The organism is Nonomuraea sp. NPDC051941 (assembly GCF_044593615.1).
On the sequence record NZ_JBIUCF010000061.1, the window covers coordinates 62,600 to 78,056 of the forward strand.

Annotated in this window: 14 protein-coding genes and 1 pseudogene; 5 read left to right on the plus strand and 10 right to left on the minus strand. The window is 70.3% G+C overall.

Annotated features, from left to right (window positions below):
* Nucleotides 1-3: 3 nt before the first annotated feature.
* Nucleotides 4-2,979 (minus strand): BTAD domain-containing putative transcriptional regulator, encoded by a 2,976-nt coding sequence (locus ACIHFD_RS58450; protein WP_397374300.1) that lies wholly within the window; start codon nucleotides 2,977-2,979, stop codon nucleotides 4-6.
* Nucleotides 2,980-3,092: 113 nt separating this feature from the next.
* Here ACIHFD_RS58450 and ACIHFD_RS58455 point away from each other — a divergent pair, with 113 nt between their 5' ends.
* Entirely contained in the window at nucleotides 3,093-4,100 is a 1,008-nt protein-coding gene (locus ACIHFD_RS58455; protein WP_397374301.1) for an ArsR/SmtB family transcription factor, read from the plus strand.
* On the opposite strand, the gene ACIHFD_RS58460 is transcribed toward ACIHFD_RS58455, so the two are convergent.
* From ACIHFD_RS58460 to ACIHFD_RS58480, 5 genes are all read right to left on the minus strand, one after another.
* Nucleotides 4,045-5,574 (minus strand): MFS transporter, encoded by a 1,530-nt coding sequence (locus tag ACIHFD_RS58460; protein ID WP_397374302.1) that lies wholly within the window; start codon nucleotides 5,572-5,574, stop codon nucleotides 4,045-4,047. The two genes, ACIHFD_RS58455 and ACIHFD_RS58460, sit on opposite strands and share 56 nt — an antisense overlap.
* 149 nt (nucleotides 5,575-5,723) lie before the next feature.
* The gene (locus tag ACIHFD_RS58465; protein WP_397374303.1) at nucleotides 5,724-6,680 is read right to left on the minus strand and encodes an SDR family NAD(P)-dependent oxidoreductase; all 957 of its coding nucleotides are present in this window, start codon (nucleotides 6,678-6,680) and stop codon (nucleotides 5,724-5,726) included.
* Between the two features lie 14 nt (nucleotides 6,681-6,694).
* Nucleotides 6,695-7,912, minus strand: a complete 1,218-nt coding sequence (locus ACIHFD_RS58470; RefSeq protein WP_397374304.1) for a cytochrome P450 — start codon at nucleotides 7,910-7,912, stop codon at nucleotides 6,695-6,697.
* Nucleotides 7,913-7,929: 17 nt separating this feature from the next.
* Entirely contained in the window at nucleotides 7,930-9,126 is a 1,197-nt protein-coding gene (locus ACIHFD_RS58475; protein ID WP_397374305.1) for an NAD(P)/FAD-dependent oxidoreductase, read from the minus strand.
* Nucleotides 9,123-9,320, minus strand: a complete 198-nt coding sequence (locus tag ACIHFD_RS58480; RefSeq protein WP_350722003.1) for a ferredoxin — start codon at nucleotides 9,318-9,320, stop codon at nucleotides 9,123-9,125. The genes ACIHFD_RS58475 and ACIHFD_RS58480 overlap by 4 nt, the downstream gene beginning before the upstream one ends.
* Before the next feature lie 100 nt (nucleotides 9,321-9,420).
* Between ACIHFD_RS58480 and ACIHFD_RS58485 the strand changes: the two genes are divergently transcribed.
* Both ACIHFD_RS58485 and ACIHFD_RS58490 read left to right on the plus strand, forming a co-directional pair.
* Nucleotides 9,421-10,050 (plus strand): TetR/AcrR family transcriptional regulator, encoded by a 630-nt coding sequence (locus ACIHFD_RS58485; RefSeq protein WP_397374306.1) that lies wholly within the window; start codon nucleotides 9,421-9,423, stop codon nucleotides 10,048-10,050.
* A 123-nt stretch (nucleotides 10,051-10,173) separates the two neighbouring features.
* Nucleotides 10,174-10,848 (plus strand): DedA family protein, encoded by a 675-nt coding sequence (locus tag ACIHFD_RS58490; RefSeq protein WP_397374307.1) that lies wholly within the window; start codon nucleotides 10,174-10,176, stop codon nucleotides 10,846-10,848.
* A 198-nt stretch (nucleotides 10,849-11,046) separates the two neighbouring features.
* Here ACIHFD_RS58490 and ACIHFD_RS58495 read toward each other — a convergent pair whose 3' ends face one another.
* The gene (locus ACIHFD_RS58495) at nucleotides 11,047-12,234 is read right to left on the minus strand and encodes a cytochrome P450 (RefSeq protein ID WP_397374309.1); all 1,188 of its coding nucleotides are present in this window, start codon (nucleotides 12,232-12,234) and stop codon (nucleotides 11,047-11,049) included.
* A gap of 74 nt (nucleotides 12,235-12,308) precedes the next feature.
* On the opposite strand from ACIHFD_RS58495, the gene ACIHFD_RS58500 reads away from it, so the two are divergent.
* Nucleotides 12,309-12,917 (plus strand): TetR/AcrR family transcriptional regulator, encoded by a 609-nt coding sequence (locus tag ACIHFD_RS58500; RefSeq protein WP_397374310.1) that lies wholly within the window; start codon nucleotides 12,309-12,311, stop codon nucleotides 12,915-12,917.
* Nucleotides 12,918-12,932: 15 nt separating this feature from the next.
* Here ACIHFD_RS58500 and ACIHFD_RS58505 read toward each other — a convergent pair whose 3' ends face one another.
* Together ACIHFD_RS58505 and ACIHFD_RS58510 are read right to left on the minus strand one after the other, a co-directional pair.
* Nucleotides 12,933-13,325 (minus strand): MarR family transcriptional regulator, encoded by a 393-nt coding sequence (locus tag ACIHFD_RS58505; protein WP_397374311.1) that lies wholly within the window; start codon nucleotides 13,323-13,325, stop codon nucleotides 12,933-12,935.
* 182 nt (nucleotides 13,326-13,507) lie between these two features.
* Nucleotides 13,508-13,588, minus strand: a pseudogene (locus ACIHFD_RS58510) (helix-turn-helix domain-containing protein); the annotation flags it as partial.
* Between the two features lie 215 nt (nucleotides 13,589-13,803).
* Between ACIHFD_RS58510 and ACIHFD_RS58515 the strand changes: the two are divergent.
* Complete coding sequence (locus ACIHFD_RS58515; RefSeq protein WP_397374312.1) at nucleotides 13,804-14,625, plus strand: oxidoreductase; 822 nt, start codon at nucleotides 13,804-13,806, stop codon at nucleotides 14,623-14,625.
* 372 nt (nucleotides 14,626-14,997) lie between these two features.
* On the opposite strand, the gene ACIHFD_RS58520 is transcribed toward ACIHFD_RS58515, so the two are convergent.
* Nucleotides 14,998-15,213: a hypothetical protein gene (locus tag ACIHFD_RS58520; RefSeq protein ID WP_397374313.1), complete on the minus strand. Its 216-nt coding sequence runs from the start codon at nucleotides 15,211-15,213 to the stop codon at nucleotides 14,998-15,000.
* Nucleotides 15,214-15,457 lie beyond the last annotated feature (244 nt).

Sequence of the window (15,457 nt, forward strand, 5' to 3'; positions counted from 1 at the left end):
CGCTCAGTCCGCCCGGCGGGTCCGATGGACCCGCCGGGCGGGGACTCCCGCCTCGATGTCGGGGGCAACGCCCCCGACGGCGGCGATGAGATCGCGTACCCGGGAACGGGCCGCGGCGGCCGACGGCTCACAGCCACGCTCGTCGTGCACCTCGGCCACCTGGTGCAGGGCGCGGGCCTGCCAGATCGGCGAGTCGATGGCCTGTGCGAGCCGCTCGGCCTGGCCGAACCTGTGCAGCGCCCCTTCGTGGTCACGGCGCAACCTGCTCGCCGCGCCGAGCGCCAGCCACGCCTTGGCCTCCGCCAAAGGCTCGTCGACGGCACCGGCCAGCTCGATCGCCTGATAGAGGTATTCCTCACCTGCGGCGAGACGATCCCGCTCGATGTGCAGACAGCCCAGGCCGTAGCGGGCGAAAGCCTCGCCCCGCTGGTCGCCGAGGCCGATGACGGTGGCGAGCAGGTCGGTGAACGCCTGCTCCGCCTCCTCCAGCCGTCCTGAGGCGAGGAGCAGCTCGCCGATCCGGTAGGCGACTTCTGGATGGATGTGCGGGTCGACGGCCCGGCTCGCGGCAAGGGCCTTGTCCAGGTACGGGCGGGCGGAGTCGAGGTGGCCGACGTCCAGCAGGAGCTGGCCCAGCAGGCGCAGCACGAGGATCTCCGCCCCGGCGTCGCCGACCTGGCGTACCGCGTGGAGGGCGCGCTCGCACTGCTCGACGGCCTCGGCGTACAGGCCTCGCATGCCTGCGGTGAACGCGGCCACCCCGTTCGCCAGGCCCCAGCCGTGCCGGTCGCCGCAGCTTTCGAAGAGCTCCAGGGCCTCCTCGACGGCGGCGGCGGCCGATCCGTAGCGGTGCCGGTACGCCTCCAGCAGGCCGATTCCGGTGAGCAGGGCGGCGGAGCCACGGGTGTTGGCGGCCGCGCGGGTGGCGGCGAGCGCGACGCGGTGTGTTTCCTCCCATTCGTCGTAGTGTCCGCGGGTCTGGAATAGCGACGCCGCGCTGACCGCCAGGTCCCAGCACAGTTCGTCGTGCCCGAGTGCGGCGGCTTGGCGGACGGCGGCGACGATGTTCGGGCGTTCGGTTTCGTACCAGGCCAGGGGTTCGGTGTCGACGATGTCCTGGCCCGGTGGTTGCCATCGGGCGGCGGTGCCGTGCAGGACCGCGAAGTCGCCGCCGTAGACCGCGCGATGTGCCCGTTCGACCAGCGCCAGCCAGCCGGCGAGCACGCGGGGGACGGCCTCGGGCTCGCCGAGCTCACGGGCGTACAGGCGGACCAGGTCGTGGAAGCGGTACCGCATGGGCCCGGCGACCTGCAGGAGCTGGGCGTCGACCAGGCTGTCGACGAGGTCGGGCGACCCGTTCGCGGCGAGCGTGGTCCAGCCGGGCAGGTCCGGGGTGTCGGTCAGCGCGAGTCCCGAGAGTAGTCGGAGCGCGGCCGGGTCGAGCCCTTCAGCCGACAGCGCGATGCTGCTGCGCACCTCCAGATCGCCGTGCGCGAGTTCGTCGAGCCGCCGCCGCTCGTCGCTGAGCCGCTCCACCATGTGACCGATCCGCCAGTGCGGCCGGCCGGCGAGCCGGGCACCGGCGATCCTGAGCGCCAGGGGCAGGTTCCCGCACAGCCGCACGAGTTCGTCCGCGGCCTGCGGTTCGGCCCGCAGACGGTGAGTGCCCGTGACCTTGGCGAGGAACCGTACGGACTGGGCGGCTTCGAGCTCTCCCAGCTCCACGCGGCCGGTGCTGGGCAGGGCGCACAGTCTCGATCTGCTGGTCACCAGCACGGCGCAGCCCGCGCCGCCCGGGAGCAGGAGCCGCACCTGCGCCTCGTCGACGGCGTCGTCCAGCACGACCAGGACGCGCCGCTCCGACAGGAGTTCCCTGAACCTGGCCGCACGCTCGTGCACGTCGGCGGGAAGGTCCTGCACCGGCTCACCCAGCGCGCGCAGGAACTGCGCGAGAACCTCCCCGGGCACCACCCGCCGATCCTGTACGGCACGCAGCCGGGCGAACAGCTGGCCGTCCGGAAACCGCGCCCGCACGCGGTGCGCGATGTGCAAGGCCAGCGTGGTCTTGCCCACCCCGGCCTTGCCCGTGACGATCAGGACGGCCACCGCGGGCCCGGCCTCCGGCCGCAGCGCCGCCTCCAACTCGGCCGCAGCCCGATCCCGCCCGGTGAAGTCCGGTACGTCGGGCGGCAACTGACCCGGGCGGGGCCGATCGGGCTCCCGGTCGAGGTCGAGCGAGGGATCACCGGTGAGAATGGCCTGCTCCAACCGCGCCAGGCGTGGCTCGGGCTCGAGTCCGAGCTCCTCCGCGAAGGTTCGGCGGGCGGCCTGGTAGAGCGCCAGCGCATCGGCCTTGGCGCCGCACCGGTAGAGGGCCAGCATGCGCAGCTCCCACATCCGCTCGCGCATGGGGTGCTCGCCGGTCAGCGTGGCCAGCTCAGACAGCAGCTCGCGGTGGCGGCCGAGGCGCAACTCCAGTTCCAGGCACTCCTCCAGAACGGCCAGGCGGGCCTCCTCCATGCCGGTCTTCTCCGCCTCCAGGACGGTGGCGTCGATGCCGGAAAGGAGGGGGCCCCGCCACAGCGCCAGCCCCGCCCGCAGGGACGTGACAGCCTGCGCATGTCGGCCCTCGGCGGCGGCGCGGCGGCCCGCCTCGACGTGGCCGGCGTATTCGAGCAGGTCAAGGGTTTCCGGTCCGGTCTCGAGCAGGTAGCCGCCCGGCCTGGTCCTGATCACGCTGGGGCAGCCGGCCGCGGCCAAGGTCCTGCGCAGCCGTCCCACGGTGTTCCGGACCTGCCGCCAGGCCGACTCTGGCACCGGATCGGCGAAGGACACCTCGACCAGCTGGTCCACGGTGACCGTGCGGTTGGCGCGAAGCAGCAGCAGCGCGAGCGAATCGCGCTGGCGTAAGCCCAGATCCACCACGTCCCCGTGCACGGTCACCTCGATCTGCCCGAGAACATGGAACCGTACGGTCATGGATGGCCCTTTACGATTTTCACCCCGTTTGTCAATAATCATGTTCATGCGTGTGACAAGTGTCCACGCTCTGCAGTCATGACTGAAAAGCCCAGCGTGAACAGCGAAGTCGAATGTTGCGGATCCATTTCACGAGTGAGGACCTTGCGCGGACGCGGATCGCCACGACGGCGGATCCACTGTGGGAGATCGCGCTGAGCATGTACCGCCTGATGGGGCGCAGGGGCGGAAGCGCGTTCGCCGTCTGGCGGAGCCGTACCCGGCACGATCTGGCCAGGACGGGCGGCACGGCCGCGGTGCGACGGGTCCTCGCGCCGCTCTTCCCCAGCACCTCCTCCTACTTCCCCGACTTCCTCACCCCGCCTGACGGCGTTCTCGGGCTGGACGCGGGGGTGGACGCCGTACTGAGCACACCACGGCGACTGCTCCGCCGGGAGCTGGACAAGCTGGCGGGCAGGACGGGTACGCCGTCATGGGCCTGGGGACTGGCCGACGGCCGTCGGGATGCCTTCCACGACCTGCAGCACGGACTGCACACCTACTTCGACACGGCCATCGCCCCGTACTGGCCCGACATCCACAGCATGGTGGATGCCGACCGGGCGGTACGCGGACGCGCGTTCCTGGACGGCGGGGCCGGCGGCATGCTGGCCGGTTTCCGGCCGATCATGCGCTGGGAGCCGCCCGTACTGTCGATGGATCATCCGGTGGACCGGGACGTGCATCTCGGGGGACGAGGGGTGGTGCTGATCCCCTCGTACTTCTGCTGGGGGGCGCCCGTGCCGTTGGCGGATCCCGAACTGCCGCAGGTGCTGGTCTATCCGATCCAGCGGGTTCAGCCGTCGGCGGCGACGAAGGAGTTGCCGACGTCCGGTGCTCCTGTCGCCCGGCTGCTGGGTCCCACCCGCGCCGCCATCCTCCGTGCCACCGTCGACGGAGCGACGACCGGCGAGCTCGCTCGGCGCCAGCGGATCCACGCCTCCGGCGTGAGCCAGCACACCCAGGTGTTGCGTGAGGCGGGCCTGATCGTCAGCCGGAGGACGGGCGCCCAGGTCCTCCACACCATCACCCCCTTGGGCGCGGCCCTGCTGGCGGGCGCCACGGCCGGCAGGCCCGCGTGAGATCGGCACCCGCGCTGGTGATCGGCTCCGGCGGTGTCTCTGATCGAGGTCCAGGGTTGTCACGATGCCGGCGAGTGGGGAGCGCGAGGGCGGCGAGGACCGCGAGGACGAGCACACCCGAGCAGATCCAGAAGCTGACGGTGAATCCGGCCTCAGTGGGGATGCCCTGGGAGGTGTTCGCGGAGAGGACCGCGGCGAGGACTGCGGTGCCGATGCTGCCGCCGATGGTGCGGGCGAGGGTGTTGATGCTCGTGGCGACGCTGGTCTGGGACGGCGGGACGGTGGCGAGGATCGCGTTCGTCATAGCGGCGGACGCCAGACCGATACCGATGCCCATGAGGGTGACCGCGGTGAGGATGTGCCACGCCACGTCGTGAGCGACGGCGAGTAGCGCGAACGAGGATGTCGCCATGAGGATGCCCGTCACCAGCGGGAGTTTGGCGCCGAAGCGGCGGTTCAGGGCACCGGACAGCGGCGCGAACACCACCATCGCCACGGTCGCGGGCAGGAGGAACAGGCCGGCTTCGCTGACGGACTTGCCGAGGCCGTAGCCGGTCGCGGTGGGCAGTTGGAGCAGCAGCGGCACGAGGAGGAACGAGCCGAACGTCACGACGCCGAAGGCGGTGCCGGCGAGGTTGGTCGTCCACACGCCCCGGCCGGCGAACATGCGCATGTCCACCAGCGGGACGCGGACTCGCAGCTCGACCGCGACCCAGGCGGCCAGGGTCACGGCGGCCCCGCCGAACAGGCCCAGCGTCAGGCCGCTCGCCCAGCCCCAGCCGCCGCCCTTGCTGAGCGCCAGCAGCAGGCAGACCAGACCGGCGGACAGCAGCAGCACCCCCGGCACGTCGATGCGGCCCGGAGCGCGGACGGGGAGCGCCGGGACACCGAACGCGACCCCCGCCATGGCGAGAGCGATCAGGATCAGCGGGAACCAGAACAGCCAGTGCCAGTTCAGGGTGGCGACGATCGGTCCCGCCAGCACCGTGCCGAGGCCGCCGCCCGTGCCGAGCAGCGCCGACAGCAGACCGACGGCGATGCCGACCCGTTTGGGCGGCAGCGTGTCCCGGACGATGCCGAACGCCAGTGGCAGGATCGCGCCCCCGGCCCCTTGCAGTACCCGGCCGGTCACCAGGACAGGGAGAGTCTCGGCCAGCGCGGCGACCAGAGTGCCGACAGCGAGCACGCCGAGGACGATGAGCAGTACCCGGCGGCGGCCGAACATGTCGCCGAGCCGGCCCGCGACCGGGGTCGCGATCGCGGCGGCCAGGAGGTAGGCGGTCACGAGCCAGCTGATGTCCGCCGTTGACACGGACAACTCGCCCGCGATGACGGGCAGGGCCGGAGCGACGAGCGACTGCAGCATCGCGAACACCACTCCGGCCAGCGCCAGGAACGCGAGCACGAGCGTGGGCCTCGTGCGCCGGGGGAGCACGGGAGTCGGCTCCTCCCCAAGGGTTACGTCGGTACGCATCGCCTCACCAGGTGACGGGGAGTCCGTGGACGTCGTAGGCGGACATGTCGTCGGATCGCGAGCCGGAGGTCCGGCAGCCGGCGGAACAGCGCCGGCTCGGATGCGGGCGGCTTGCCCGGGGTCGCGCGCCGAGCATCGGAAGGGTGTCGCTACTCGGGCACGAGGCCCGGTCGGGTGACGGCCCGCAGCAACTGCGCGATCTCCTCGCCGGGACCGGCCGGGACGGTGTAGCCGGTCTCGTCGCGGATCTCGGCGAGGTGGTCCCGGACATCCTCGACGGACAGGTCCGGGTGGTGGTAGCCGGGTGTCCTGCCGATGAAGAAGCGAGCGACCTGCCCGGCGCCCGCGGTGTAGATCTCGCCGGTGACCGGGCAGTCCTCGTGCGCGAGGAACGCCACCACCGGCGCCACCAGCGCGGGATCGAGCCTGCCGAGGACGGCGTTGACCATGGCCGTGTTCGCGGGGTCGAGCCGGGAGCCTTCGCCGAGGTGCTTGACGAGCATGCGGGTGGCGGCGATGGGGGCGATGGCGTTGACCTTGATCCCGTGCTCGGCGCCCTCGACGGCGAGGACGCGGGTGAAGCCGGCCACTCCCGCCTTCGCGGTGCCGTAGTTGCTCTTGTGCGGGCTGCCGAGCAGTCCGGCGGCCGAGGTGGTGTTGACGACTCGGCCGTAACCTTGCTCGCGCATGACCTTCCACGTCGGCCGGGTCACCTGGAACAGAGCCTTGACGTGCACGTCGAGGACCGGGTCCAGCACGTCGGGAGTCGTGTCCTCGAGCAGCGCGTCCCGCAGGATGCCCGCGTTGTTGACGAGGATGTCGACCCTGCCGTACGTGTCGAGCGCGGCGCGGACGAGTGCCGCGCCGCCGTCCGGCGTCGCCACGTCGCCGGCGTCCGCGATCGCGTCGCCGCCGCGGGCGCGGATCTCGGCGGCGACGGTCTCGGCCGGACCGACGTCGCGGCCGTCGCCGGTCACCGAGCCGCCGATGTCGTTGACCACGACTTTCGCGCCACGGGCGGCCAGCAGCAACGCGTACTCCCGGCCGAGCCCGCCGCCGGCACCGGTGACGATGGCGGTCCTGCCGTCGAAGGTGAGTTCGGTCATGTCGCGCCTCCTCCTCACCACTCGACGGGCAGCGCGTGGACGCCGTAGATGCTCATGTCGTTGCGGAAGCGAATCTCCTCGATCGGGACGGCGAGGCGAAGGTCGGGAAGCCGGCGCAGCAGGGTGGGCAGCGCGATCTGGAGCTCGGCGCGGGCAAGGGTCTGACCGATGCACTGGTGCACGCCGTAGCCGAAGGCGATGTGCCCCCGTGCCGGGCGGTCGAGGTCGAGGATCTCCGGCCGGTCGGTGAACGCGGGATCCCAGTTGCCCGCCGGCAGGTTCATGATCAGTCCTTCGCCGGCCCAGACGAGCGTGCCGCCGATCTCGACGTCCTCCTTGGCGATCCGGGCGATGAGGCTGTGCACGATCGTAAGGTAGCGCAACAGTTCCTCGACGGCGTTCGCGATCACGTTCTGGTCGTCTGTGTCGCGGAGCACGGCCGCCTTGTCCGGGTTCTGCAGCAACGCGACCGTGCCGAGCGCGATCATGTTGGCGGTGGTCTCGTGGCCGGCGTTGAGCAGGATGACCCCGTTCATCGCCGCGGTCTCCCGGCGCAGCTCCCCGGTCTGTACGTGCTCGCGGATCACCCGGCTCATCAGGTCATCGCCCGGCTCGCGTTCCTTGCGGGCCACCAGCTCCATCATGTAGCCGAAGAACTCCCGGGAGGCCTTCAGCTTCTCCTCGGGCGGGGTGTTCATGTTCATCAGCTTGCCGGTGATGCCCTGGAAGAAGCCGTGGTCGGTGTACGGCACCCCGAGCAGCAGCGAGATCACCAGCGACGGGATGGGCAGCGCGTAGTCCTGGACGAGATCACCCGGCTGTCCTTTCTCCACCATCGCGTCGATGAACTCGTTCGCCATCGCCTCGATGTCCGGACGCATCGCGTTGACCCGCTTGACCGTGAAGTCCTTGGTGAGCATGCGGCGCAGCCGCGCGTGCTCCGGATCGTCCATCCTCGGGAAGGTCTCCGGCGCGTTGGGGCCCTCGTGCTTCCCGTGGCCCTGCAGCACACCGAGGACCTCCGCGCTGATCGCCGGGTGGGCCATGGCGGTCTTGATGTCCTCGTACCGGTTCACCGCCCATACGGTGTGACCGTTCCAGTTCACCCGGCGCAGGCCCTCCTCCTCGCGCCAGCGCGTGTACTCGGCGGGTGGGTTGAACGGGCAGCGGGCTTCGCGATCGCCAGGGAAGATCGGAAGGTCCGCGGCGTTGGCATCGGTCGCGGTGCTCATGGAAACCTCCTGTTGGGTCATGCGGCGGTCGGGCTGGTGAGAGCGGCGGTCCATGGGCTGCCGGCCGCGATGAGGGAGCGCCAGGCGCGCAGGATCTTGGGCGATTTGCCGACGGCGAGCACACCGGCGACGCGCTCGCCTCTGCGGTAGGCGACGAGGAGCTGCCGCCGGGAGAAGTCACTGTCCATGACGAGCGCCTCGTCATGGTCGCGCAGGTGGCCGTAGGCCTGGATCTTGACGTCGTACTGGTCGGACCAGAAGTACGGGACGGGGGCGAACGGGCGGGGTTCGCCGAGGATGTTGCGGGCGACGGCCATACCCTGCTCGGCGGCGTTGGTGCGGTGCTCGATCCGCATCGCGGTGTCGAACAGCGGGTTGTGCCAGCGGGCCACGTCACCTACCCCGTACACGTTCTCCACGGCGGAGCAGAACTGGTCGCATATCAGTCCGTCGTCGACGGCCAGGCGGCTGCCTGCCAGCCATTCGGTGTTGGGTACCGAGCCGATGGCCACCAGCACGTCGTCGGCCGGCAGGACGGTCGCATCGGACAGACGCACGCCGGTCACCGTGCCCTCGGCGCTGAGGATCTCGGTGACCACGGCTCCTGTGCGCACGGCGACGCCGTGGTCGTGGTGCAGCCGGGTCAGGAACCGTCCGGTCTCCTCGCCGACGGCCTGGCCCAGCGGCACCGGCCCCGCTTCCAGCAACGTCACCCGGGCCCCGAGAGCGCGGGCGGTGGCGGCCACCTCGGCGCCGACGAACCCGGCGCCGACGATCACCAGGCGCCGTCCCGGCCGGAGTCTTTCCTTCAGCGCCAGCGCGTCCGGCAGGGTGCGCAGCGTGTGCACTCCAGCCAGACCGTCGGTGCCGGGCAGGAGGCGAGCACGGACGCCGGTCGCGATGATCACAGCGCCGTAAGGGACGCGGGTGTCATCGGCCAGCATCACCTGTTTCCGGCCCGGGTCCAGCCCGGTCGCCGGCAGGCCCAGCCGCAGCTCCAGCCCCAGCGCGTCGAGGTCGGCCGCCGAACGCAGCGCGAGCCTGGCCGGCGCCCACTGCCCGGTCAGCAGTTGCTTGGACAGCGGCGGCCGGTCGTAGGGCGGCCGGGGCTCGTCACCGACGAGCGTGATCGCGCCCTCGAATCCCGCCCGGCGCAACGACTCCGCCGCCGCCAGCCCGCCGGCCGAGGCTCCGACGATCAGCACCCGGTTCACGACTCCGCCAGGTGGATGGCCGCGGCGGGGCACACCATGGCCGACTCCCGGACCGCGTCGTGCGACTCCGGGCCTGGCGTCTCGTCCAGCAGCACGACGACGCCGTCCTCGTCCCGCTGGTCGAACACGTCCGGCGCGAGCAGCACGCACTGACCTGCGGCGACGCACTTGTCGGCGGCCACGTTCACCTTCATCGGACTCCTCCCCGAACAATTGGCAGTGTGATGCCAGTTCCCCTCGTGGGGCAGAAGCTAGCACAACTGGCAGGAACCTGCCAGTTGATATGCTCTGCTGATGGCCACAGAGACTGAGCGGCACCTGCGGGCCGACGCCGCACGCAACGTCGAACGCATCGTGCGGGCTGCCCACGCGGCCTTCACCGACGACGGCCCTGAGGTGTCACTTGAGGAGATCGCCCGCCGCGCCGGGGTGGGCATCCGGACGCTCTACCGCCACTTCCCGCGCCGCGGTGACCTGATCAGGGCCGTTCTCGATCAGCGGGTGGCCGAGGAACTCATGCCGGCGATCGAGCGAGCGCTCGACGACGAGGACCCGCTGCAGGGCCTGACCACGTTGATCGAGGCCGCGCTCGCCATGGTGACCCGCGAGATGAGCACGCTCGCCGCCGCCAAGAGCGCCGACTCCCTCACGCCCGACCTGTCCACCGCGTTCTTCGAGGCCATGATCGTGCTCATGCGCCGGGGCCAGCAGGCCCGCTTGCTCCGGGCCGACCTCGTCCCGGAGGACCTGGGCCGGATCATGGCCATGCTCACCAGCGTGCTCTGGACCATGGACCCCGAGACCGAGGGCTGGCGCCGCTACCTGGGCTTCGTCCTCGACGGCCTCTCGCCCGCCACGGCGACCGTCCAGCCGCCGGCCGCGCCCGTGGTGAAGAAGCCACGGGCGGGCAGCCTGTTCGGCTGACCCTCCCTCTCCATCGGTAGTCAATGTCGGGGTTGATATCAGGGTGAACCCTGATGTGCGCTCAAATAATTGTCAGCATGCTGCCAGTTGATTTCAGGGAGATCCATCTGAGAGGTGCCGATCATGGCGTTCTTCAATGTGCTTGAGTGGTTGCAGTCGTTGTCCGAGCCCGCGATGCTGGCGGGAGCAGGAGCGATCGCGCTGGGAGAGGCCATCATCGGCGTCGGGTTCCTGCTTCCGGGGGAGGCAGCGCTGCTGATCGCGGCGGCCACCATCACCTCGGTGCCGGAGTTTCTGCTCATGTGGGCGGTGGTCACGGTCGGCGCCCTGGTCGGCAATGTGATCGGGTTCGAGCTCGGCCGCCGCGTCGGCCCTCCGTTGCGTAATACCAAGCTCATCCGCAGGTACGGCGGGGACGGCTGGGACAGAGCCTCGGCCCTGCTCCGAAGACACGGTCGCCAAGCCGTGTTCACCGGCCGGCTGATACCGCTCGTCCGCAGCTTCGTACCCGCCGTCGCCGGAGCGGCGCACATGCCCTACCGCACATTCCTGCCACCGGTGGCCGCAGGCGCCGCCTGCTCGACGGCGATGCCCCTGCTGGTCGGCATCGCGGTCGCCGCAGGCCTGAAGAACGCCGACAACCTGATGCTCATCATCCTGGGCGGGCTGCTCCTGGTGGTCGCCGTGGTCATCGTGATCCGCAAGCTCCGCAAGGATGCCCGCGCGAAGACGTCGGCGATGACCACAGCGTCCAGCGGCCCGGAGGACCTGGGTCCCGATCTCGAGGCGAGGCGCTGAAAGGTCGCCGAATCCTTCGCGCCTGCAGCTACGCCGATCTGGCTCGTCGGCTATCCCCAGAACGCCTGGGCCTGCCTGCCGAGCGACTGCTGGCCTGTCGTGTTGGCGTGGCAGCCGTCGGCGACCTCGTCGCTCCTGAGCCGGAACGTCTCAGCCGGAGTGGGACGGCCGGTGGCTGGTGGCTGCCGGCGGGCGCCACTACCAGGTGACCGGCAGGGCGGCCACGCCGTACATGGCGGCCAGAGGCCGTAGCGGCACTTCCTTCGCGGGCACGGCCAGTCGCAGCCCGGGGAAGCGGCGCAGCAGCGCCGGATAGGCCAGCCGCATCTCCAGCCGGGCCAACTGCTGGCCCAGGCACTGGTGGATGCCGTGGCTGAAGCCCAGTTGCTGGGTGGCCTGGCGGGTGACGTCGAAGCGGTCGGGGGCGGGGAAGCGGGTCGCGTCGCGGTTGACGGCCGGGAGGGAGATCGTCACGGTTTCGCCGGCTTTGATCGTCCGCCCGGCGAGGGGCACGTCGGCCCTGGCGACCCGGATCGGGCCGATGTGCGTGATGCTGAGATAGCGCATCAGTTCCTCGACCGCGGTCTCGGCGACGGCGGGATCCGTGCGTACGAGGTCGGCCTGCTCGGGGCGGCACAGCAGCAGGAACGTGCCCAGGCTCAGCATGGTCGCGGTGGTCTCGTGCCCGGCGGTCAGCAGCAGCGTGGCCACGCCGGTGAGCTCCTCGTGGTTGAGCTCGCCACCGGTGACCAGCTCGCTGAGCAGGTCCTCGCCGGGCTCGGCCCGCTTGCGCCCGACCAGCTCGGACAGGTAGCCCATCAGCTCGGCGCTCGCGGCGCCCCGCTGTTCGATGGGATTGTCGAGGTTCACCGCCTGCGCGGTGGTGTCCTGGAAGCGTGAACGCTCGCCGTACGGCACGCCGAGCAGCTCGCAGATCACCAGCGACGGGATCGGCAGTGCGAACGTCTTGACCAGGTCCGCGGGAGCCCCGGAGCGGGCCATCTCGTCGAGCTGACCGTCGATGATCTCCTGGATCCTGGGCTCCAGCCTTCGCATCTTCCGCATGCTGAAGTGCCCGGTCAGCAGCTTGCGGTAACGGGAGTGCTCAGGGTCGTCCATCGCGATGAAGAAGCCTGGCGGGATCACCAGATCCGTCAGCCCCTCGGGCGGCGCCAGCTCCTTGATCGGCGGGGCGGCGCCCTGCTGGGTGTTGCTGAAGCGCGGGTCGTCGAGCACCGCGCGTGCCTCGGCGTAGCCGGTGACCAGCCAGCCGAGCCGCCCGTCGGCGTAGGTCATCGGGTGCAGCGGTCCGTGGAGCTCTTTCAGTAGAGCAGGCGGCTGGAACGGGTCCTCCCGTTCGACCGGCAGACTCTCGAGGATGTCCATGCCTGCCAGGAAAGCGCATAGACTGCGAAATTGCAAGCTATGCATAAACGCAGGCCATGCTGTAGGGTTGCGCTGTGGAAGGTCATCGCGAACGCAAGAAGGCCCGCACTCGCCGTGCGCTACTGGAGGCCGCGGTGCGGCTGTTCAGTGAACGGGGCTATGAGCAGACCACTGTCGCCGAGATCGCCGCGGCGGCCGACGTGGCACCCCGGACCTTCTTCGCGTACTTCGCGAGCAAGGAGGAAGTGCTCTTCCTGAACGCCGAGGATCGCGGGCAGATCATGCTCGAGGTGATCGCCGGGCGGAAACCGGGGGAGCCCTTGGGGGATCTGCTGGGCCGGATGTTCGAGGCCCTGGTGCGCAGCCTGGCCGAGGGCGACGAGCTGGACTTCGCGCTGTCGCCGCTGCGGGCCCGGCTGGTGTTCACCGAGCCCGCGCTGCGGGCACGCGGGCTGACGCTCATGCTCCAGGAGCAGCCCGTGCTGGCCGGGGCCCTGTGCGAGGTCTACCCCGACCTGGATCCCGTGTCGGCAGGCGCGGCGGTCGGCAGCTTCATGGGCGCGCTGTCCGTGGCGGGGCTCGTCGCCCAGCAGCAGGGCGGCTCCAACGAGGACGTCCTGGCCGCCGGCCGGCGAGGGATCGAGGTCGCGGTCAACGGGCTGTCGAGCCTCGACGGTTCCTGACACGACCGCCGGAGTTCACCGCTGGCGTTGCATGGAGAGGGCCTGCCGCCAGTGCTCGGCCGCCTGGCCCATGTCGTGGCCGAGGAGCTCGAAGAACTGGGTGGTGGTACGGAGCCGGTCGCCGGTGGGTGTGTCGCTGCCGAAGATCCCGACACCGTGTCGCGTGGTGTCGGCCCAGATCGCGATCGACCTGGCGCTGGCCGCCCACGTGTGGTACCAGACGTCCACGTCCACGAAGTACCGCACCCGGCGCGCCTCCCGCTCCCGGGCGACCATCTGCCGCTGCTCCAGCCACTTGATGGCATTGGAGATCGTCGCCGGACTGACATGGAGTTGCCGGGCGAGTTCCGTGGCGGTCAGGCTGCCGCCCTCGCTGAGGAACAGCGCGGCGAACACCCTGGCTGTCATGGGTGCCATCCCGCCCTCGATCATCATGGCGACGAACTGTTCTTCGAACTCCCGGGCTGTGCGGACGTCACGGCTGTCGGTGGTGTGCGGAACGCCGGCGTGGGGAGCGCGCTTGCGGCGGCGGGCGCGCCAGTTCGTCGCATGCTGGGCGCGCGCCGCCCGGAGCCGTGCGGGCCGCCGTTCCTGGCGATCTCGCGGGTGACGGTGGACCTGGACCGTCCCAGCCGGCGGGCGATCTCCGCGTAGGTCAAGCCGGCCGCCAGGCCTTCGGCGATGCGGCGACGATCCTCGGCGGTCAGCCGGTCTCCCGGCATGTCATCCTCCCGGGTCGAGCCCTCGGTGCTGCAAGGCAGTTGCACTCAGCTACAAGGTCATTGCACCAATACGTGGCCTCTGACCTGCGTAAATGAATTCTTCGAGTTGTCCCATCCCAGAACACGACCCTAGCGTTCACCCAGACCGAAGAGGAGGTTCCACCATGAAAAAGGTCGTTCTCGTCACCGGCGCCTCCGCCGGCATCGGCAAGGCCACCGCACTCGAACTCATCCGCGCCGGCCACATCGTCTACGGCGCCGCGCGGCGCGTGCACAAGATGGACGACATCCGCGACGCCGGCGGACACGCCCTGGCGCTGGACGCACGCCGGCCGGAGGACCTGGAACACGTCATCGGCGCCATCGTCGCCGAACAGGGCCGCATCGATGTCCTGATCAACAATGCCGGCACCGTCCTGCACGGCGCGGCCGAGGACATCCCCATCGACCTGGCACGCGACCAGTTCGAGGTCAACGTCTTCGCCCCGGCCCGGCTGACCCAGCTCGTCCTGCCGTACATGCGCGAGCAGGGGTCCGGCACGATCGTCAACGTCTCCTCCATCGGCGGCGAGATCGCGCTGCCGCTCGGCTGCTGGTACTACGCGACCAAGCACGCGCTGGAGGCCTACTCCGACAGCCTGCGCATGGAGGTGGAGCCGTTCGGCATCGACGTCGTGATCATCCAGCCCGGCATCATCAAGACCGAGTTCGAAGACCACACGGCACAGGACCTCCGTGAGATCTCCGGCACGACCGCGTACGGGGAGATGGCCGAAGCCATGGCCCAACGCGCCGAGACACAGCTCGGCGAGAACACCCCGGCCAGCGCCCCAGGTGTCGTCGCCACCGCCATCCGGCAGGCCATCGAAGCCGGCAAGCCCGAGACGCGCTACGCGGTCGGCTACATGGCCGAAAGGCTCCTGGAGCTCAACAGGACGTTGCCGGACCGCGAATTCGACAAGCTCCTCACGAACGTCACGAAGTAGGCCGCCACGCTGTCTCGCAGATGGTGGGCGCTCATCGCGCTCGTGCTCACGTCGCCGGCCGTGGGCTTCGACGTGACCATCCTGAATCTGGCGCTGCCGAGCATGGCCGGCCGACGTCACGGCGTCAGCGTTCGCCACCTTGTGCGTCGGCTCGGTGCAGTTCAACCTGGGCGTGGACTCCGGGGACCCGGAGGAGCAGCGGATGCGCCGGAGGCTCTACGGGAGTCTGGCCCCTCACCAGTATCCCGTCCTGGTCGCTCATGCCGAGGAGCTGTCACGCGTGGCAGTCGCGACGAGTTCGAGTTCGGCCTGGCCGCGCTCCTGGACGCCATCGAGGCCCGGATCACACCCCGGTCTTGAAATGACGGCGGCTCAGTCGCGGGAACCGCGGCGGCGTACGATCGCATCGCTGATCTGCCGCGCCGCTTCGAGCTCGGGCGCCACCCAGCGCAGGCCGGTGTCCTTCACATCCGCCGGCTCGGCGATCGCCTGCGGCAACGGCGCTTCATCCCGACCAGACCGCCACGTCGCCGGGTCCGGCCGCTCCGGCAGGTGCCGGAACCGATCGTTATGTTCCTTGTCGCCCATGTTAGAGATGACGACCCTGACCCTCTCGAAGTTCCTCAGGCCTCGCCCTGAACGCACGCAAGAGGCCCGCCGGATGTCAGTGGCGGCGTCAGGACGGCGACAGCCCGGTATCAGAGCGGTCGGCGATCGTAGGGGCATCGAAAGAACATCGCACAAGGAGCACACGATGCAGAAGTTCGACACCCCCGCCCCGATCGCCGCCGTCCTGCACATCCCCGCGGGACGCGTCCAGCTCATCGCCGCC